Raw genomic sequence first — 18,536 nt, forward strand, 5'->3', positions numbered from 1 at the left:
CTGTCATGCCAGGTCAATACCTGTGAGCACTCCTGATTGACGCTCTGCCGGCCACCGTGATCACATGGGCTTCACCTGCCACGGAAGTCTGCCCATGCCTGCCTACACGAAGAAGCAGCAACTCATCGACACCCTCACCCACCGCATCGAGTCGGGCGAGTACCCGCCGGGCAGCAAGCTGCCCTCGGGCACCGAGCTGTGCGCGGAGTTCGAGGTGTCGCGCCAGGTGGTGCGCTCCGCCATCGACTGGCTCAAGGCGCGCGGACTGGTGGAAGGCGCACCAGGTGCCGGTGTCTTCGTACTGAAACGAGATGCCCGGTAGCGCGGATCACGGCGACCGGAGCCGTCAGTAGCGCACCATGATCCGGCGTTCGACCGCGTCGACCCGGATCTCCCCGCCGTACGGGACGATCAACTGCGGGTCGGTGTGGCCGAGGTCGACGTCGAAGACCACCACCGCGTCCGGGTGGTAGGCGGCGAGCGCCCGGACGATCGCGCCACACTGGGCGGAACCCCACGCCAGCCGGTCCGCCACCGGCAGCGGTCGGTCGAAGTCCCACGCCTTGGGCCGGCCGACGACGACCGCCGGGAAGGCGGCGAGCAGCCCCCGCTCCCCCATGTTCCGCATGATCCGGAACACCTCCTGCGCGTCGGGCAGCTCGTTGGAGGTCTCGACGACGAGCACCGAGCCGGCCAGCTCGGCGGCCGACGGGACCCGGTCGGCGGCCATCAGCCAGTGCAGGATCTCCAGGCAGCCGCCCCAGGTCCGGCCCTCGACCACCGTCGACGGGCCCCGCCAGCGCCAGCCCTCGCCGGGCAGCATCGGCGGTTCGACCGCGAGTGTGGCCGGGTTCCGCCAGTCGCCCGGCTCGTCACCCCACTGCGGCGCGGCTGTCAGCTCGTACCAGTCGGAGGTGAACAGGGCGGCGCGCAGCGAGTCGAGGGTCAGCGGGTGCGGCGCGCCGGGCCGGCCGAGGTGCACCAGCACCGAGCCGCCGTGGTAGGCCACCATCCCCAACCGGTAGAGGTGGTTGAGGACGTTGGTGTTGTCCGAGTAGCCGAAGTAGGGCTTCGGGTTGGCCCGCAGCACCGCGTCGTCGAGGTGCGGGGTGACGGTGATCAGGTCGTCGCCGCCGACGGTGGCGAGCACGGCGGTGACCGTCGGGTCGGCGAAGGCGGCGGTCAGGTCGCGTGCCCGGTCCCGGGGGTCGGCCCGGGTCTGCCGGGTCGTGGGGTACTCCACCGGCTCCAGGCCGAACTCCTCGCGCAGCCGGCGCAGGCCCAGCTCGTAGACGTGCGGGAAGAGACCCGCCAGGCCGGCGGAGGGGGAGACCACCGCGACCCGGTCGCCCGGCTTCGGCTTGGTGGGGTATGCGGGAAGGGCCACGAGCGGAACCTACCGCCCACCACCAGCGCTTTTCGCCCGACAAAGCCCTACAGGTCGGGCATTGCGGCCATAGGCTGGGCCGGTGGACGAGGAGCCGCGGACCCGGGACTGGCTGCCCCGCACGGCGGCGCTGCTGCTCGGCACGCTGGTGCTGGCCACCGCGTTCATCGCGGCCTACGTGGGCGCGTTGCACCAGCCGCGCCCCCGGGACGTGCCGGTCGGGGTGGTGACCGGCGACCAGCGCGCCGAAGCGCTGCTGACCGCCGTACGGGCCCGCACCGACACGATCAAGTCCGTCGGGTACGCCGACCCCGGCACGGCCGACGACGCCCTCACCGCCCGCCAGGTGTACGCCGTGCTCACCTCCGCCCCCGACGGCACGTTCACCCTGGCCACCGCCAGCGCCTCCGCGCCGGCCGCCACCGAACTGGTCACCGGGGTCCTCACCCCGGCCGCCCGGCAGGCCGGGGTGCCGCTCACCGTCACCGACCAGGTGCCCGTCTCCCCCGACGACCCGCGTGGCCTGGTGCCGTTCTACCTGGCCGTCGGGCTGGTGCTCGGCGGCTACCTGGCCTCGACCGCGCTCGGCGTCTCGCTCGGCACCGCCCCGCGCGGGCTGCGCCGGGCCGGACTGCGGATCGGCTCGCTGGCCGTGCACGCGGTGCTGCTCGGCACCATCGGCGCGGTGCTGGTCGGCCCGGTCCTCGACGTCTGGGACCACGACCTGGTCACGGTGGCGGCGGTCGGCATGCTCACCGTCTTCACCGCCGCGATGGTGGCCGCCGCCGTGCAGGGCTGGCTGGGTCTGCTCGGCACCGGGCTGGTGATCCTGCTGCTGGTGGTGCTCGGCAACCCCGGCTCGGGCGGCATCTACGCCCCCGAGTTCCTGCCCGCCGCGCTGCGCGGCATGCACCGCTGGAACGTCCCCGGCCTCGCCACCGACCTACTCAAATCGGCCGTCTACTTCGACTGGCGGTCGGCCCGCTGGCCGCTGGCCGGGCTGCTCATCTGGGTCACGCTCGGGCTGTTCGGCCTGCTCACCGCCGCCCTGTTCCGGGAACGCCGGGCCGGGGCCGGGCGGGGCGGGCGGTGATCGTGGGGAAGGTGACACACCGAACCCCTTCCTCCCGGACCGGGCCACGCAGATACCATCCAGGGAGTCGGACAGCGCTGTCCTTCGTACTCACGTAAGGAGCGCACGGTGACCGACCAGCATGATCACGACGGGCCCGACGCCGCACTGCGGGCCGACATCCGTCGGCTCGGCACCCTGCTCGGCCAGACCCTGGCCCGGCAGGAGGGGCGACCGCTGCTCGACCTGGTCGAGGAGATCCGCGCCCAGGTCCGCTCCGACGCCCCGGCCGCCGCGCAGCGCCTCGGCGGGCTCGACGTGTCCACCGGCACCAAGCTGGCCCGCGCCTTCTCCACCTACTTCCACCTGGCCAACATCACCGAGCAGGTGCACCGGGCCCGCGACCTGCGCCGCCGCCGGGCGATCCAGGGCGGCTGGCTGGACCAGGCGGCCAAGATGATCGCCGAGCGCGGGGTGCCGGCCGAGGAGATCGCCGCCGCCGCCCGCCGCCTCGCGGTACGCCCCGTCTTCACCGCCCACCCCACCGAGGCGGCCCGCCGGTCGATCCTGTCCAAGCTGCGCGCCATCGCCGACGAGCTGGACGCCGAGACCGCCAACGCCATCCTCTACGGCGCCAGCGACGAGGCCCCGGCCAACCGCCGCCTCGCCGAACTGCTCGACCTGATGTGGCAGACCGACGAGCTGCGCCTCGACCGGCCCGACCCGACCGACGAGGCCCGCAACGCCATCTACTACCTGCGCGACCTGTACGCCGAGGCCGCCCCGCAGGTGCTCGACGACCTGGCCGACACGCTGCGCACCCTCGGCGTGGAGACCTCGCCGACGTCGCGCCCGCTGACCTTCGGCACCTGGATCGGCGGCGACCGGGACGGCAACCCGTTCGTCACCCCCGTGGTCACCCGGGAGGTGCTGCGCATCCAGCACGAGCACGGCATCGCGGCCACCGAGGCGGCGATGGAGCACCTGGTCAACGAGGTCTCCGTCTCCCGCCGGCTGCGCGCCGTGTCGCTGGACCTGTCGGCCAGTCTCGCCGCCGACCTGGACGCGCTGCCCGAGGTGGCCCCCCGGTTCCGCCGGGTCAACGCCGAGGAGCCCTACCGGCTCAAGGCCCGCTGCGTGAAGGCGAAGCTGGCCAACACCCGGGAGCGGCTGCGCGCCGGCACCCCGCACGTGCCGGGCCGGGACTACCAGGGCTCCGGCGAGCTGATCGCCGACCTGGAGCTGCTGCGCGCCTCACTGGCCCGCAACTCCGGGCAGCTCACCGCCGTCGGCCGGCTCGCCTCCACCATCCGTACCGTCTCCGCGTTCGGGCTGCACCTGGCCACCATGGACGTCCGGGAACACGCCGAGAAGCACCACGAGGTACTCACCCAGCTCTACGCGGCGGTCGGCGAGGTGTCGGACTACCCGTCGCTGACCCGGCTGGAGCGCACCAAGCTGCTCGCCGACGAGCTGACCGGCCGTCGGCCGCTGTCCGCCCTGGACACCCCGTTGACCGAGGGGGCGCGCAAGACGTTCGACGTGTTCGGGACGATCCGCGAGGCGCAGGACCGGTTCGGCGGCGAGGTCATCGAGTCGTACATCATCTCGATGACCCTGGGTGTGGACGACGTGCTCGCGGCGGTGGTGCTGGCCCGGGAGGCCGGCCTGGTCGACGTGCACACCGGGCGGGCCCGGATCGGCTTCGTCCCGCTGCTGGAGACCCCGGCCGAGCTGAACGCCGGCGGCGAGATGCTCAACGAACTGCTCTCCCTGCCGGCCTACCGGGCGCTGGTCGCGGCCCGGGGCGACGTGCAGGAGGTGATGCTGGGCTACTCCGACTCCAACAAGGAGGCCGGCATCACCACCAGCCAGTGGTCCATCCACCGGGCCCAGCGGGCGCTGCGGGACGTGGCCGCCCAGCACGGCGTACACCTGCGGTTGTTCCACGGCCGGGGCGGCACCGTCGGGCGCGGCGGCGGCCCCACCCACGAGGCGATCCTGGCCCAGCCGTACGGCACCCTGGACGGCGCGATCAAGGTGACCGAGCAGGGTGAGGTCATCTCCGACAAGTACACCCTGCCGGCGCTGGCCCGGGAGAACCTGGAGCTGACCGTGGCCGCGGTGCTCCAGGCGACGCTGCTGCACACCGCCCCCCGGCAGCCCGCCGAGCAGTTGGAACGCTGGGACGCGGCGATGGACGTGGTCTCCGAGTCGGCCTTCCGGTCGTACCGGGGCCTGGTGGAGGACCCGGACCTGCCGGCGTACTTCTGGGCGTCCACGCCGACGGAGCTGCTCGGCGCGCTGAACATCGGCTCCCGGCCGGCGAAGCGGCCGAACACCGGGGCCGGCCTGGGCGGGCTGCGGGCCATCCCGTGGGTGTTCGGCTGGACGCAGACCCGGCAGATCGTGCCCGGCTGGTTCGGGGTCGGTTCCGGCCTCGCCGCCGCCCGCGCCGCCGGGCTGGAGGACGTGCTGGCCGAGATGCACCGCAACTGGCACTTCTTCCGCACGTTCCTGTCCAACGTGGAGATGATGCTGACCAAGACCGACCTCAGCATCGCCCGCCGGTACGTCGAGACGCTGGTCCCCGAGGAACTGCACCCGATCTTCGACAAGATCCAGCAGGAGTACGAGCTGACCAAGCAGGAGGTGCTGGCGGTCACCTCGTCGCCGGCCCTGCTGGAGAACTCGCCGGTGCTCCAGCGCACCCTGGCGGTGCGCGACACCTACCTGGAGCCGCTGCACCACCTCCAGGTGGCGCTGCTGCGGCAGTACCGGGACTCCGGCGCCGCCGGTCGTGCGGTGATCACCGCGCCGGGCGGCCGGCGCGCCCCCAGCGACGGTACGGCCCTGGAGCGCGCCCTGCTCACCACGGTCAACGGCATCGCCGCCGGGATGCGCAACACCGGCTGACGCGCCGGGCCCCTGCCGACGCCTCGGCTACCGCAGGGGCCCGCTCCGCACCGGCCGCCGGAGCACATCCGGGCCTGCCCGGGACCCGTCCGGGCCTGCCCGGAAGCACGTTGGGTGCGCGGCGGGTGGGGACCGGTCGGACGCCACGACGGCGGCCCCGGCGTCAGAAGTCGCCGCCACCGCCGAAGTCGCCACCGCCGAAGTCGCCGCCCCCGAACCCGCCGCCGCCGAAGTCACCCCCGCCGAAGTCGCCGCCGCCGACGTCCCCGGCGCTGCCGAAGTCACCGCCGAAGTCGGTGCCGTCGCCGAAACCCTCCTGGTAACCGGCGTCGTAGCCCGGGTCGGCGAAGGCCGGCGAGAAGAGTGCGTCGGCGATCAGCATCCCGCCGACCACACCGACGCCCGCCCCCAGCGCGGTCTTCCACCACGGCGTCGAGTACCAGCCGGCCGGCACCGGCCGGCCCTGGTAACGGCCGCCCGGGTAGTAGTACGGGGTATCCCGGCCGGGCTGCGGGCCGGCCCTGAACGTCTGCCCCTGCACGTCCACCTGACGCTCCCGGGTGATCTCCCCGGCCCCCTGCGCGGCGGCCAGCGGGGGCAGCTCCGGGCCCGGGTCCAGGCCGAGCGCCACCCGGGCCGCCCGCGCGTAGGCGAGCCCCTCCAACGCGGTCTCCCGGGCCAGCCGGAACTGGTGCACCGTACGGGCCTGCTCCAACTGGCTGCCCGCCGCGTTGTACCGCTCACCCGCGTCGACCAGCGCCTGGCGTACCGCCGGGTCGTCGCCGTGCAGGTTCATCACCTGGCCACCGAGGCGTTCGTACCAGCGTTGGGCGTCGGCGCGTACGTCGGCGAGGCTGCGCGCCTCCCGGGCCGCCTTCTCCCGCCGCCACCAGACGAAACCACCGGCCAGCATGGCGACCAGGATGAGCACGAGCAGAAATTCCATTCTCCGAACGTACCCGGGGGCGTCGAGTCGTACCCGTTTGGCAAGCTCTGGTGATGGACTTCTCGACGCTGGCCGTGGTGGTGGTCTGCCTCGCCGCCGGCGGGGCGGTCGGCTGGTACGCCGCCCGCTCCCGGTCGGCCACCGAGATCGCCCGGCTGGAGGCCACCCTCGCCGCCACCCGGGAGGGCGAGGGCCGGCTGGAGCAGTCGATGCGGGCGCTGAGCTACGAGGCCACCGCCCAGTCCCAGGAGGCGGTGGCCCGCGCGGTCGCCCCGCTGCACGACACCCTGCGCCGCTACGAGACCCGGGTCGGCGAGCTGGAACGCGACCGCGTCGACGCCTACGCCGAGCTGCGCGAACAGGTCCGCTCGATGGGTGCCGTCTCCAGCGAGCTGCGCACCGAGACCAAGCAGCTGGTCGCCGCGCTGCGCGCCCCGCAGGTACGCGGACGCTGGGGCGAGCACCAGCTCCGCCGGATCGTCGAGGCGGCCGGCATGCTGGAACACTGCGACTTCAGCGAGCAGGTCACCGCCGCCACCGACCACCAGGGGGTCCGCCCCGACCTGGTGGTCCGGCTGCACGGCGGGCGCACGGTGGTGGTGGACGCCAAGGCGCCCTTCGACGCCTACCTGACGGCGATGGAGGCACGCGACGAGCGCAGCCGGGACACCCACCTCGACCGGCACGCCAAACACCTGCGTGGGCATGTCGACGCGCTGGCCGCGAAGACCTACTGGGCGGCGTTCGACGACAGCCCGGAGTTCGTGGTGCTGTTCGTCCCGGCCGACCCGTTCCTGGACGTGGCGTTGCAGCGCGACCCGACGCTGCTGGAGCACGCGTTCGCCCGCAACGTGGTGCTCGCCACCCCGGCCACCCTGGTCGCGCTGCTGCGCACGGTGGCGTACTCGTGGCGGCAGGAGGCGCTGGCCCGTAACGCGGTGGCGGTGCACGCGCTGGCCCGCGAGCTGTACGGCCGACTGTCCACCCTGGGCGAGCACGTCGGCAAGCTCGGCAGCTCGCTCGGTGGCGCGGTGACGGCGTACAACCGGGCGGTCGGTTCGCTGGAGGCCCGGGTCCTGGTCAGCGCACGCAAACTGGCCGAGCTGGGCGTCTCCGACCAGGAACTGACCGTCCCGGCCCAGGTCGAGCTGACCCCCCGCCAACCCCAGGCCCCCGAACTCCTCGACGACCGCCCCTGACCCGGACGGGCACACGGGCGGGACGGGTCAGGAGCGGCGGGCCGATTCCACCAGGAACGGGACGCCCTGCTGGCAGGTGCTCATCAGGTCGGGTTGGGCCCGGCCGGTGACGGTGACCCGGGCGCCCTTCACGAGCACGTCGGTGGGGCCGCCTACCAACTGGTGGCCGTCGAGCAGCAGGCACCCCGGCTCGACGCCCGCCTCGACGGTGCCGGTCAGCTCCGTCGCACCCGGACCGGGCGGCAGCCGTGGGCCGCCGGGCGGCGGCTTCAGCCCGCCGGGCGGCACCGACCCGGCCGGCGGCGCGGACGGGGCCACCGAGGCCGACGGCGCGGACGGCGGCACGGTCCCCGTCGGGGTGACCGGGTCCGTCGGGGTGACCGTGAGGGTGGGGGAACTGGTCGGCGTGGCCGGCGGGCCGGTGACGTCGGCACCGTCGCCACAGGCGGCGAGCGCCACACCGGCGGCCAGCAGCACGACGACCGCCATCCGAGGAGTTCTCATACCCACTGGGACGTACCCCTCCCGTGATCCGTTCCGTCCGCCGGGAACCCCCCGACGACGGACACCGGTGCCGGCAGGCCGCCGACGAGCACGCCGACCCACGATCGGCGCGCCACCCGGTGCCCGGGGCGGCGCGAGGCTTCCGTGCCGGCTCGACCCCGCCGCAGCCGGCCCGTGGTCAGCCGCGCGCGGCGGCCTTCATGTCACGCTTGAGTTCCTGCGGCAGCGAGAAGGTCAGCCGCTCGTTGGCGGTGACCACCTCGTCGACATCGGTGAAGCCCCGCTCGGCCAGGTGGGCCAGCACCTCGTGGACCAACTCGTCGGGCACGCTCGCGCCGGAGGTCAGGCCCACCGTCCGGGCGTCGGCCAGCCAGGCGTCGTCGATCTCGTGGGCGAAGTCGACCAGGTGCCCGGCGCGGGCCCCGGCGTCCAGGGCCACCTCGACCAGGCGTACCGAGTTGGACGAGTTGCGCGAGCCGACCACGATCACCACGTCGCAGTCGGGGGCGATCTCCTTGACCACGTGCTGCCGGTTGGAGGTGGCGTAGCAGATGTCGTCGCTGGGCGGCGACTGGAGCAGCGGCAGCCGGGTCTTGAGCCGGGCCACCGTCTCCAGCGTCTCGTCCACCGACAGCGTGGTCTGGGAGAGCCAGACGACCTTGTTCGGGTCACGCACGGTGATCCGGTCGACGTCGTCGGGGCCGTCGACGAGTTGGATGTGGGCGGGGGCCTCCCCGGCGGTGCCGATGACCTCCTCGTGCCCCTCGTGACCGATCAGCAGGATGTCGTAGTCCTCGGCGGCGAACCGCTTGGCCTCCTGGTGCACCTTGGTCACCAACGGGCAGGTCGCATCGATCGCCCGCAGCGACCGGGCCCTGGCCTGCTCGTAGACCTCGGGGGCGACGCCGTGCGCGGAGAAGATGACGGTGGCGCCCTCGGGCACCTCCTCGTTCTCCTCCACGAAGATCGCGCCCCGCGCCTCCAGGGTCTGCACCACGTGTTTGTTGTGCACGATCTGCTTGCGGACGTAGATCGGCGCACCGTAGAGCTTCAGCGCCTCCTCGACGGTCTGCACCGCCCGGTCCACCCCGGCGCAGTAGCCGCGGGGCTTGGCCAGGAGCACGCGCTTGCCGGTCTTGGGGGTCGCCTCAGCCTCGGTCACCCGACCATCGTACGTGTCGACATCTCCCCCGGCAGGAGCTGCGACCCGTACCACAGCGGGGGTACGGGTCGCGGCGGGCGGCCCGGCAGCGGCGGGTCGTCGGAGGCGGACCGTAGGGTGGGCGGGTGACCGACGCCCCGCGCAGCACCCCCGAGGAACCCTGGCCGGTCCGGGTGGTCAGCCAGAAGGTCGGCGCGTGGATCGCCAAGCTCGGCTGGGTCTGGGTCGACGGGCAGGTGGCGCAGATCAGCCGCCGGCCGGGGGCCGGCACGGTCTTCCTGACCCTGCGCGACCCGTCGGCCGACCTCAGCCTCACCGTCACCACCAACCGGGACGTCCTCGACTCGGGCGCGCCGGAGCTGCGCGAGGGCGCCCGGGTGGTGCTGCACGCCAAGCCGGAGTTCTACGCGGCGCGGGGCACGCTCAGCCTGCGCGCCGACGAGATCCGCCAGGTGGGGCTCGGTGAGCTGCTGGCCCGGCTGGAGAAACTCAAGAAGCTGCTCGCCGCCGAGGGGCTGTTCGACCGGGCCCGCAAACGCCGGCCGCCGTTCCTGCCGCAGCGGATCGGCCTGGTCACCGGTCGGGCGTCGGCGGCCGAGCGGGACGTGTTGACCAATGCCCGGCGGCGCTGGCCGGCGGTGGAGTTCCGCACGGTCAACGTGGCGGTGCAGGGGCCGGGCGCGGTGTCGCAGATCGTCGACGCGCTGCGGGTCCTCGACGCCGACGAGACCATTGACGTGATCATCCTGGCCCGGGGTGGCGGTGGCATCGAGGATCTGCTGCCCTTCTCCGACGAGGCGCTGTGCCGGGCGGTCTTCGCCTGTCGTACCCCGGTGGTGAGCGCGATCGGCCACGAGACGGACGCCCCGTTGGTCGACTACGTGGCCGACGTCCGCGCGTCCACCCCGACGGACGCCGCCAAGCGGGTCGTGCCCGACCTGGCCGACGAGGTACGGCTGATCGGGCAGGCCCGTTCCCGGCTGGAGCGGGCGGTCCGCAACCTGGTCGACCGGGAGTCGCACCGGCTGACCCTGCTGCGGTCCCGGCCGGTGCTGGCCCGCCCGCAGGTGATGGTCGAGCAGCGCGCGGCCGAGGTGTCCGCGTTGCGGGACCGGGCCGGCCGCACCCTCGACCACCGGCTGGACGCGGCCAGCGCCGACCTGCGGCACACCCTGGCCCGGCTGCGGGGGCTCTCCCCCGCCGCCACCCTCGACCGGGGCTACGCCATCGTGCAGCGGGCCGACGGACACGTGGTCCGGGCGGCCGGCGAGGTGGCCGCGGGCGACCGGCTGCGGATACGCCTGGCCGAGGGCGAGCTGACCGCGACCGTCGAGCGATGAGGAGGACGAGATGAGCGACCGGAAACCCGACGAGCAGCTCAGCTACGAGCAGGCCCGCTCCGAGCTGGCCCAGGTGGTGGAGCGGTTGGAGGCCGGCGGCACGTCGCTGGAGGAGTCACTGGCGCTGTGGGAGCGTGGCGAGCGGCTCGCCGCCGCCTGCCAACGCTCCCTCGACGGTGCCCGTGCCCGGATCGACGCCGCGCGGTCCTCCGCCGACGCCTGAACCGGGGTCAGCTGACCAGGCGGATGCGGACCCGGCGGTTCTGCTTGCCCTTGCTCTCCACCTTGACCACCTGGATCCGCCCGACCTGCCCGATGGACGCGACGTGGGTGCCGCCGTCGGCCTGCACGTCGAGACCCTCGATGTCGACGATCCGGACCTCCTGCTCGTCCGGCGGGATGAGGTTGGTCTGGGTGCGGACGATGTCCGGGATGGCCAGCGCCTCGTCGCGGGGCAGCACCCGGACGGAGACCCGCCGGTCGGTGGCGAGTTCCTTGTTGACCGCCTCTTCGAGCAGGCCCTTGAAGCCCTCCGGGGGCTGCGGCAGGTTGAAGTCCATCCGGGCCTCGCCCGGCTCCATGTTGCCGCCGGTCACCAGCGCGCCGAAGTCGCGGAACACCACGCCGCAGAGCACGTGCAGCCCGGAGTGGGTGCGCATCAGGGTGAACCGGCGTTCGTCCTCGATCGCGCCCCGGACCTCGGCCCCGACCGGGGGCGTCGGGTCGCCCTCGGCGGGGATCAGGTAGAGGTCGTCACCCTTGTGGGTGCCGACGATCCGGGTCTGCACCCCCTGCCACAGCAGCACGCCGTGGTCCGGCGGCTGGCCGCCGCCACCGGGGTAGAAGGCGGAGCGGTCCAGCACGATGCCACGTTCGGGATCGACGTGCACGACTCGGCAGGTCCACTCGCGCAGGGACGGGTCGGCGAGGTCGAGACGCTCGGTGCGTCCGTGGTGGGAGATGCCCATGGGGGCGCAGCGTACTACCGATCGTCGCGCACCGTGAGACTAGCCACGCCCGGCCTCGGCCCAGTAGCCGGCCAGCCGCCTGACCACCTCGGTCAGCTCCGCCTCGTCGAGGGTGAAGGGCAGCCGGACGTGGTCCAGGTAGGAGCGTGCCCCCACGGCGAAGTGCGAACCGAGCATCAGCTGCATGCCGTGGTGCTGGGCGACGTGGTTGAACTGTTGCAGTGGCCGGGGGGTGGCGCACCAGACGCTGAGCCCGCCGTGGGGTGACTCGTACCGCCACTGCGGCAGGTGTTCGGCGAGCGCGGCGAGCAGGGTGTCGCGGCGGCCGAGCAGTTCCCGCTGCCGGTCGAGGCGGATCTGCGGCAGGTCGTCGAGGAGCTCGACGGCGAGCAGTTGGGTGGGCAGCGGGCAGCCCAGGTCGTACATGGCCCGCAGGTGCACGATCCGTTGCAGCTCGCGGCGGGGGCCGACCAGCCAGCCGATCCGCAGCCCCGGCCAGCAGACCTTGCTGAGGCTGCCGACGGTGTATATCTGCCCGCCGGGGGCGTACGCGCCGATCGGGGGCGGCGGGACCGGACCGTCGATCCGGGTGTCGGCGAGGGTGAGGTCCTCGACCAGCGGCACCCCGTACCGGCGGGCGATGGAGGCGAGTGCCGCACGCCGACGTTCGGTCATCGTCCACCCGGTCGGGTTGTGGTATGTCGGGATGACGTAAATGAAGGAGGGTTCGTACCGGCGGACCGCCGCCTCGACCGCCTGCGGGTCGGCGCCCTCCCGCTCGATCGGCACGACGACCAGCCGCAACCCGGCGGTACGCAGCGACGCCAGCACCGTCGGGCAGGTCAGCTCCTCGACCAACACGGTGTCGCCCCGCCGGGTCAGCACCCCCGCCAACAGGGACAACGCCTGGGTCGCGCCGTTGGTGACGATCACCTCTTCGGCGGCGGTGACCCGGCCGTCGGCAGTCAGCTTGCCGGCGATCCGATCCCGCAGCGCGGGATAGCCGGCCGGCTCGTACACCCGGCCGGGCAGCGCGGCGGCGGCCAGGGCGGGCAGCCGGGACATCGCCGCCATCAGCCACGGGCCGGGCGGGGGCGACGGGACCGTCAGGTCGACGGTACGCACCCGGTCACGGACGACGTCGGCGATGAAGCCGCTCGCCGCCGCACCGTAGTCGGAGGGGGGCGCGACGGCGGGCTGGGCGTGCGCCACCCGGGTCCCGCTGCCCTGGAGGCTGACCAGCCAGCCCTCCTCCTTGAGCGAGCTGTACGCCTGGGCGATGGTCGTCCGGCTGACGGCCAGCGCCACGGCGAGCCGGCGTTCCGGGGGCAGTTCACTGCCCGGGGGCAGCGATCCGAGCCGGATCAGCAGCCGCAGCTGCTCGGCCAGCCCGCGGTAGAGCCGGGTCTGGTCGTTCTTCCACGTACCGAGCTGAGCGGCCAACTCTTCCGCGTTCATGCTCTCCCCCCAATGGACTGAGGATTGGCTATTTCCCTCAGCCACTGACTTGAGCAATAGTCCATCGTCACGTTAGCGGGGGGCTGTGACTACGATCTGGCACCGCACCCGCCCGCCCTGCGGCCTGGTCCGCTTCCGAGGCGTGACGCCGCACCGAGTGTCACCTCACTTGAGCCGCCGAAGGAGACGGTTCCAGGCAGAACGGGGAGCGGGAGCCGCATGGAGTCGTCGCTGCACGCAACTGCGGGCTCGAACGGCACGGGGCAGCGCATACCGGCCCCCCGCGCCGCGTCCGGACCGGCCACCTCTTCCGGCGGCACACCGCCGCCGGCCGATCCGGCGTCGACCGAGGCCCTGCTGCCGCTGCTGCGCACGGAGGTCGTCCGCCTCGTCGAGGCCGAGGCGTCCTCGGCGGTGACCCAGACGCTGCTGACCCCGCAGCGGCTGCGCGCCATCTGCGAGCTCGCCACGGAGGATCTGCTGGCGCTGGCCCGCCGGGATCCGGCCGCCGGCAACTCGTGGCAGTATGTCTGGGACAGCTACGTCGCCTACCGGGCGACCCTCGCCTACCGGGTGGCGCACGCGGTCCACCGGGCCGAGGACACCCCGCTGGGCCCGGACGTCCGGCTCGCCCTGGCCCGCCGGGTCTCCGAGGCCGCCAAGGTCCGTACCGGCGTGGAGATCCACCCGGCTGCCAGCATCGGGCGGCGACTGGTCATCGACCACGGGCTCGGCACGGTGGTCGGCGAGACCACCGAGATCGGCGACGACGCGTACATCCTCCAGGGGGTCGTGCTCGGCGCGCGGGGTATCGCCGACAACCCCAGCGGCCGACGGCACCCCCGGCTCGGCGACCGGGTCGAGGTGGGCGCGTTCGCCCGCATCCTCGGCGCGGTGACGGTCGGCGACGACGTGCTGATCGGGCCCGGGATCATCGTCACCAACGACGTGCCGAGCCACCGCCGGGTCCGGCTGCTCAACCAGTACCAGGGCACCTCCGGCGAGTGCAACGTCCGGGTCTTCGGCGTCGTACCGGTCTGCGAGGGTGTGGTCGAGGTGCACGGCACCGGCCTCGCCTCGATCGAGGTGGACCTGGTGACCAGCACCGGCCAGCACCGGCCGGTGGTGGTGCTCGAACGCGACGACCGGCGGGTCCGGTGCGCGGTGAACCGTCCCGGCACCGACGAACGACTGCGGATCATCGACACCTGCGGGAACGAGACGGTCCTCTACAACCTCCAGCAACTCTGGCGAGCGCTCGACGAGTTCGGCTTCGCGTGACCAGGAGATGACATGACGAACCACACCGGTCCCCGCGCCGGCCGCTGGCAGCTCGGGCTGCTCTACCTACTGGTGTGCCTGATCTGGGGCACCACCTGGTACGGCATGAAGATGAGCGTGGAGACGCTGCCGCCGATCACCGCGGCCGGGCTGCGCTTCCTGGTGGCCTTCCCGTTCCTGCTCGCCGTCTGCCTCGCCACGCCCGGGGTGTCGCTGCTACCGCCGCCGGGCCGGCGCTGGGTGGTGCCGTTCATCGCGGTGGTCTACATCGCCGTCCCGTACGCACTGATCAACTACGGCGAGCAGCACATCAGCTCCGGCCTGGCAGCGTTGATCTTCTCGTCGGTCGTGGTCTTCCTGCTGCTCTTCTCGGTGCTGATCTCGCGGATCGCGGTGAGCTGGACGCAGTGGGCCGGCGTCGTGGTCGGGCTCGGCTGCCTGGTCGGCATCGTCCAGCTCACCGCCGGGATCAGCGCCCGGGGCTTGCTCGCCCCGGCCGCCGTGCTGCTCGCCGCGGTCATGCACGCCCTGACGTACGCGGTGATGGCCCGCTACGGCGGCACGGTGCACGTGCTCACCCAGGAGACCCTGCCGATCGGGCTCGGCGCGGTGGGGCTGGTGGTGCTCGGGGCGTTCGTCGAGCGGCCCGACCTGGGCGCGATCTCCGGCCGGTCCCTCACCGGGGTGCTCTACCTCGGCCTGGTCGGCTCGGTGATCGGCTTCGCCGCCTACTTCTACCTGCTCCAGCACGTCGACGCGGTCCTGGTGTCGTACGTCTTCGTGCTCTTCCCGGTGGTGGCGCTGTTCGGGTCGGCGCTGTTGGAGAACGCCACGCTGCCGGCCCTGGCGGTGGTCCTCGCGGTGGTCATGCTGGCCGCGTTCGGGCTGACCAAGAAGGCCACCGGGGGTGGGTCGGCGGCGACGCCCGCACCGCTGACCCCGGACGACGGGGCGGCGCTCGACGGGTCCGCCCTCGACACGATCTACGAGCACGCCCGGGTCGCCTACCCGGGCGAGGCGTGCGGTTTCGTGCACGCCAGCGGACGGGTGCACGAGGCCCGCAACATGGCCGACGAGATGCACCGCAAGGACCCGGCCCGGTTCCCGCGTACCGCCGCCACCGGCTACGTGCTGGCCCCGGCCGACCTGATGTACCTGGAGGACAACCTCGACGTGGACGACCCGGTGGTGGTGCTCTACCACTCGCATCCCAACGGGCGGGCCTACTTCAGCGACGAGGACCGGCGCAACGCCCTGGTCGACGGGGTGCCGCTCTATCCGACGCTTACGCAGTTGGTGGTCGGCATCGACGACACCGGTGTCCGGGAGGCCCGGTTGTTCCGGTGCGTCGACGGGGACTACACCGAGCTGCGTTTCCTGCCCGGCCCGCAGCGGCGGACGGCGGAGGTGGGCTGAGATGGGCATCCGTGACTCGATCCTGGACACCGTGGGGGGCACCCCGCTGGTGCGGCTCAGCCGGCTCACCGCCGACCTGCCCGGGGAGATCCTGCTCAAGTTGGAGCTGAACAACCCGGGCGGCAGCCACAAGATGCGCATCGCGTTGAACATGATCCGGGCCGCGGAGCGGGACGGCCTGCTCAAGCCGGGCTCCGGGCAGACCATCCTGGAGCCCACCGGCGGCAACACCGGGATGGGGATCGCGATCGCCGCCGCCGTGCTCGGTTACCGGGTGGTGCTGGTCATCCCGGACAACTACAGCGAGTCGAAGCGTCGCCTGCTGGCCAGTTTCGGGGTGGAGGTGCGGCTCTCGGACAGCACCCGGGGCAACAACTCGCACGGTGAGCTGGCTACCGAGATCCAGTTCGAGCACCCCGAGTACGTGATGCTCAACCAGGCGGCCAACCCGGCCAACCCGGAGATCCACCGGCTGACCACCGTCCGCGAGATCATCGCCGACCTGGACGGCACCCAGGTGGACTGCTACGTGGCCGGCATCGGCACCGGCGGTCACCTGACCGGCATCGGCGAGGTGCTCCGGCAACACCAGGGCGGGTTGCGCATCCTCGGCGTGCAGCCGGAGGGGTGCGACATGTTCGCCGACGTGTTCGTCCCGCACCGCATCCAGGGGCTGTCCATCGGCATGATCCCGCCGGTGCTCAACACCGAGATCATCGACGAGATGGTCACGGTGAGCGAGGCGGACGCGATCGACGGGATGCGCCGGCTGATGGCGTCCGAGGGCATCGGCGCGGGGCCGTCGACCGGCGCGAACATCGCCGCGTGCCGCCGGCTGCTGGCCGCCTCGCCCGAGCCGCTGACCCTGCTGACGGTGGCCTACGACCGGGTCAACGACTATCTGGAACTGCTCTGAGCCGGGGTTGACCGCAGCGCCTGCCGGGCGGGGCGGACACGACGACGGCGGGGTGGCCCCCGGGGGCCGCCCCGCCGTCGGTGCGCCGGCTCAGCTGAACAGGTTGTAGAACTCCTGCGGTGCCTCGACCACCTGGTCGGCGGCGGGCTTCTGGGCGGCGGTGGCGTTGCCGTAGTCCGAGTAAGTGATCTTGATGTCCTGCGCTGCGCTCTGGCCGGCGGCCGGGATCTGGAGCACCAGCTCGCTGAGCCGGCCCTGCGGGTCGAGCTTCGCGGTGAACGGCACCGACTGCGCCTGCGCGCCCAGGGCGCTGATCAGCGTCTGGTCGACGGAACCGGCCTCGGCGGCCTTCGACACGTCCAGGGTGCCGGCGTAGCTGCCCTCGCCGGTCTGCCGGACCTCCGTGATGCCCTGGGTCAGCACGGCGCTGCCGGCCGGGTCGAGCTTCTCGAAGTCGAACCCGAGGGACTTGTTGCCCTTGATCCGGGTCTGGTCGAGGTGCTGGTACTTGCCGAGGTTGAGCTTCTGCGCGCCGGGGATGCTGCTGGCGGACTTGCCGCCCAGGTCGAGCTTGACCCAGCTGTCCGGCTTGGCGTGGATCAGGTCCAGGTTCATCATCAGGTCCGACGACGCGTCACCGATGCTCAGCTTCATCTGGGCGCTCTGGCTGGGCTGGTGCACCTGCCCCTCGGCGGTCGACCCCACCCCGCTCATGGTGAACCGGAAGTTGCCGTTGCGGATCTCGTTGGTGGAGTTCAGCAGGGCCTGCTTGGCCTCGGAGGTGCCGGGCGAGGCGCTGCCCGGGGCGACGCTGCCGGAGACCGACGGGGACGCGGACGTCCCCGCCTCGCCGGTGCCGGAGTTGTTGCAGGCGGCCAGGCCGGGGGTGAGCAGCGCTGCGGCGAAGACCGCCGTACTGAAACGTCGAATGGTCACGTCAGGTTCTCCAGTCGGGTCGTCCGACCCCCGGCGGGCACCGGGGGCGTGCCGGCGCGGGCGTGACACTTCCCGCGCGGCGCACGGTCCCCGCCCGGTCGGGCCGGCCCGGGGTCGTGTCCCTTCTGTTCCCGGACGTCGCCTTCCGCAATCCCCCTCGGCACGGTCCACCCGCGCCGCCGGTCAGCGCAGCGCGCCGGCCAGCTCACGCAGCTCGTTGTCGCGGGCGTCGCCCACCACGATCACCGTACGGCCCGGTTCGAGGAGCACCAGGGCCTGCTCGTTGCCCCGCCCGGTGTACCGCTGCCAGTTCGCCCCGCCCAGGTCGGCCGGCCCCTGCGGCTGACCCTCGGCGGTCAGCTCGGCGGGGATCAGCCGCTGCGGCGGCACGTTGCTCTGCACCAGCTGGGCGCCCCGCCCCTCCGGGGTGAGATACCCCACCCGCAGGTTCGCGCCGTCGTCGACGGTACGGAAACTGGCGCTCACCGTACGCCAGCCGTCACCGAGCCCGGACGGCTCGGTGACGGGGAAGACGTTCGCCGCGCGGGCCTGCTCGTAGGCGGGGGCGGCGTCGACCGTGGTGGGCTGCTCGCCGCCGAGGAAGCCCCGGTAGAAGGCGAGCAGCAGGGCGATCGGCACCAGCAGCACCAGCAGCGACAGGGCCATGTCCTTGGGCGAGCGCTCGGAGCGGGGCCGCTCCGGGCGTCCGGGGCGTACCGTCGCCGCCCGGCCCGGCGACCCGTCCCCGGCGACCGGCGTCGGCCCGGGGTCCCCGGCGACGGGCACCGGGGACGGGTCGCCGCCGACGAGGGCCGGCTCGGGCCCGCCGCCGGCCGTCGTGGCCGCGCCGCCGCCGGGCGCGGACCCGGTGGGTGCGTCGGCGGCGGCCGGGGGCACGGGCGGCCGGCCGTCCGGCGGGGTCGGGTCGGCGGGTACGCGGTCGGCGGGCTGGGCGGCTTCCACCGGCCCATTCTCGCAGCCGCCCGGTGGGGCGAACCCGCGCACCATCGCCCCGCCCCGTCCCCGGACCTGGCA

At 73.1% G+C, this 18,536-nt stretch carries 17 protein-coding genes; 9 read left to right on the forward strand and 8 right to left on the reverse strand.

What is annotated here, in order from left to right:
* Positions 1-64: 64 nt before the first annotated feature.
* Positions 65-322 (forward strand): winged helix-turn-helix domain-containing protein, encoded by a 258-nt coding sequence (locus ACWCHM_RS23220; RefSeq protein WP_281900490.1) that lies wholly within the window; start codon positions 65-67, stop codon positions 320-322.
* Positions 323-346: 24 nt separating this feature from the next.
* Here the strand turns inward: ACWCHM_RS23220 and ACWCHM_RS23225 are convergent, their stop codons facing one another.
* The gene (locus ACWCHM_RS23225; RefSeq protein ID WP_454219806.1) at positions 347-1,387 is read right to left on the reverse strand and encodes a S66 family peptidase; all 1,041 of its coding nucleotides are present in this window, start codon (positions 1,385-1,387) and stop codon (positions 347-349) included.
* An 82-nt stretch (positions 1,388-1,469) separates the two neighbouring features.
* Between ACWCHM_RS23225 and ACWCHM_RS23230 the strand changes: the two genes are divergently transcribed.
* Together ACWCHM_RS23230 and ppc are read left to right on the forward strand one after the other, a co-directional pair.
* Positions 1,470-2,480, forward strand: a complete 1,011-nt coding sequence (locus tag ACWCHM_RS23230; protein ID WP_454219807.1) for a hypothetical protein — start codon at positions 1,470-1,472, stop codon at positions 2,478-2,480.
* Between the two features lie 108 nt (positions 2,481-2,588).
* A complete protein-coding gene (gene ppc / locus ACWCHM_RS23235; protein ID WP_204956463.1) occupies positions 2,589-5,375 on the forward strand; it encodes a phosphoenolpyruvate carboxylase in 2,787 nt (928 codons plus the stop codon).
* A 163-nt stretch (positions 5,376-5,538) separates the two neighbouring features.
* Here ppc and ACWCHM_RS23240 read toward each other — a convergent pair whose 3' ends face one another.
* On the reverse strand, positions 5,539-6,321 hold the full coding sequence (locus ACWCHM_RS23240; RefSeq protein ID WP_454219808.1) for a hypothetical protein: 783 nt from the start codon (positions 6,319-6,321) through the stop codon (positions 5,539-5,541).
* 53 nt (positions 6,322-6,374) lie between these two features.
* On the opposite strand from ACWCHM_RS23240, the gene ACWCHM_RS23245 reads away from it, so the two are divergent.
* Complete coding sequence (locus ACWCHM_RS23245) at positions 6,375-7,520, forward strand: DNA recombination protein RmuC (protein WP_281900499.1); 1,146 nt, start codon at positions 6,375-6,377, stop codon at positions 7,518-7,520.
* 27 nt (positions 7,521-7,547) lie between these two features.
* On the opposite strand, the gene ACWCHM_RS23250 is transcribed toward ACWCHM_RS23245, so the two are convergent.
* Together ACWCHM_RS23250 and ACWCHM_RS23255 are read right to left on the reverse strand one after the other, a co-directional pair.
* Positions 7,548-8,024 (reverse strand): hypothetical protein, encoded by a 477-nt coding sequence (locus ACWCHM_RS23250; RefSeq protein WP_204956460.1) that lies wholly within the window; start codon positions 8,022-8,024, stop codon positions 7,548-7,550.
* Between the two features lie 178 nt (positions 8,025-8,202).
* A complete protein-coding gene (locus ACWCHM_RS23255) occupies positions 8,203-9,186 on the reverse strand; it encodes a 4-hydroxy-3-methylbut-2-enyl diphosphate reductase (RefSeq protein ID WP_204956459.1) in 984 nt (327 codons plus the stop codon).
* A gap of 125 nt (positions 9,187-9,311) precedes the next feature.
* Here ACWCHM_RS23255 and xseA point away from each other — a divergent pair, with 125 nt between their 5' ends.
* The gene (gene xseA, locus ACWCHM_RS23260) at positions 9,312-10,526 is read left to right on the forward strand and encodes an exodeoxyribonuclease VII large subunit (RefSeq protein ID WP_454219810.1); all 1,215 of its coding nucleotides are present in this window, start codon (positions 9,312-9,314) and stop codon (positions 10,524-10,526) included.
* Between the two features lie 10 nt (positions 10,527-10,536).
* Positions 10,537-10,749: an exodeoxyribonuclease VII small subunit gene (locus tag ACWCHM_RS23265; RefSeq protein ID WP_204956457.1), complete on the forward strand. Its 213-nt coding sequence runs from the start codon at positions 10,537-10,539 to the stop codon at positions 10,747-10,749.
* A gap of 7 nt (positions 10,750-10,756) precedes the next feature.
* Here the strand turns inward: ACWCHM_RS23265 and ACWCHM_RS23270 are convergent, their stop codons facing one another.
* Both ACWCHM_RS23270 and ACWCHM_RS23275 read right to left on the reverse strand, forming a co-directional pair.
* Positions 10,757-11,494, reverse strand: coding sequence for an alanyl-tRNA editing protein (locus ACWCHM_RS23270; RefSeq protein ID WP_204956456.1), 738 nt, complete (start codon positions 11,492-11,494; stop codon positions 10,757-10,759).
* Positions 11,495-11,533: 39 nt separating this feature from the next.
* Entirely contained in the window at positions 11,534-12,952 is a 1,419-nt protein-coding gene (locus tag ACWCHM_RS23275) for an aminotransferase-like domain-containing protein (RefSeq protein ID WP_204956455.1), read from the reverse strand.
* A 219-nt stretch (positions 12,953-13,171) separates the two neighbouring features.
* On the opposite strand from ACWCHM_RS23275, the gene ACWCHM_RS23280 reads away from it, so the two are divergent.
* Genes ACWCHM_RS23280 through ACWCHM_RS23290 form a run of 3 tightly spaced genes read left to right on the forward strand, consistent with a single transcriptional unit; the run spans position 13,172 to position 16,565 of the window.
* On the forward strand, positions 13,172-14,233 hold the full coding sequence (locus tag ACWCHM_RS23280) for a serine O-acetyltransferase (RefSeq protein WP_204956454.1): 1,062 nt from the start codon (positions 13,172-13,174) through the stop codon (positions 14,231-14,233).
* A gap of 12 nt (positions 14,234-14,245) precedes the next feature.
* Complete coding sequence (locus ACWCHM_RS23285) at positions 14,246-15,649, forward strand: EamA family transporter (protein ID WP_454219812.1); 1,404 nt, start codon at positions 14,246-14,248, stop codon at positions 15,647-15,649.
* Position 15,650: 1 nt separating this feature from the next.
* Entirely contained in the window at positions 15,651-16,565 is a 915-nt protein-coding gene (locus ACWCHM_RS23290; protein WP_204956452.1) for a PLP-dependent cysteine synthase family protein, read from the forward strand.
* Positions 16,566-16,655: 90 nt separating this feature from the next.
* Here ACWCHM_RS23290 and ACWCHM_RS23295 read toward each other — a convergent pair whose 3' ends face one another.
* A complete protein-coding gene (locus ACWCHM_RS23295; protein ID WP_204956451.1) occupies positions 16,656-17,501 on the reverse strand; it encodes a hypothetical protein in 846 nt (281 codons plus the stop codon).
* A gap of 183 nt (positions 17,502-17,684) precedes the next feature.
* Positions 17,685-18,464, reverse strand: a complete 780-nt coding sequence (locus tag ACWCHM_RS23300; RefSeq protein ID WP_454219814.1) for a DUF4245 domain-containing protein — start codon at positions 18,462-18,464, stop codon at positions 17,685-17,687.
* Positions 18,465-18,536 lie beyond the last annotated feature (72 nt).

It is taken from the genome of Micromonospora sp. SCSIO 07396, assembly GCF_053667945.1.

Excerpts from the sequence above, each read along its gene's own strand:
- ACWCHM_RS23220 (WP_281900490.1), top strand. The coding sequence starts at position 65 with ATGGGCTTCACCTGCCACGGAAGTCTGCCCATGCCTGCCTACACGAAG.
- ACWCHM_RS23240 (WP_454219808.1), bottom strand. The coding sequence starts at position 6,321 with ATGGAATTTCTGCTCGTGCTCATCCTGGTCGCCATGCTGGCCGGTGGT.
- ACWCHM_RS23245 (WP_281900499.1), top strand. The coding sequence starts at position 6,375 with ATGGACTTCTCGACGCTGGCCGTGGTGGTGGTCTGCCTCGCCGCCGGC.
- ACWCHM_RS23250 (WP_204956460.1), bottom strand. The coding sequence starts at position 8,024 with ATGAGAACTCCTCGGATGGCGGTCGTCGTGCTGCTGGCCGCCGGTGTG.
- ACWCHM_RS23265 (WP_204956457.1), top strand. The coding sequence starts at position 10,537 with ATGAGCGACCGGAAACCCGACGAGCAGCTCAGCTACGAGCAGGCCCGC.
- ACWCHM_RS23270 (WP_204956456.1), bottom strand. The coding sequence starts at position 11,494 with ATGGGCATCTCCCACCACGGACGCACCGAGCGTCTCGACCTCGCCGAC.
- ACWCHM_RS23275 (WP_204956455.1), bottom strand. The coding sequence starts at position 12,952 with ATGAACGCGGAAGAGTTGGCCGCTCAGCTCGGTACGTGGAAGAACGAC.
- ACWCHM_RS23280 (WP_204956454.1), top strand. The coding sequence starts at position 13,172 with ATGGAGTCGTCGCTGCACGCAACTGCGGGCTCGAACGGCACGGGGCAG.
- ACWCHM_RS23285 (WP_454219812.1), top strand. The coding sequence starts at position 14,246 with ATGACGAACCACACCGGTCCCCGCGCCGGCCGCTGGCAGCTCGGGCTG.
- ACWCHM_RS23290 (WP_204956452.1), top strand. The coding sequence starts at position 15,651 with ATGGGCATCCGTGACTCGATCCTGGACACCGTGGGGGGCACCCCGCTG.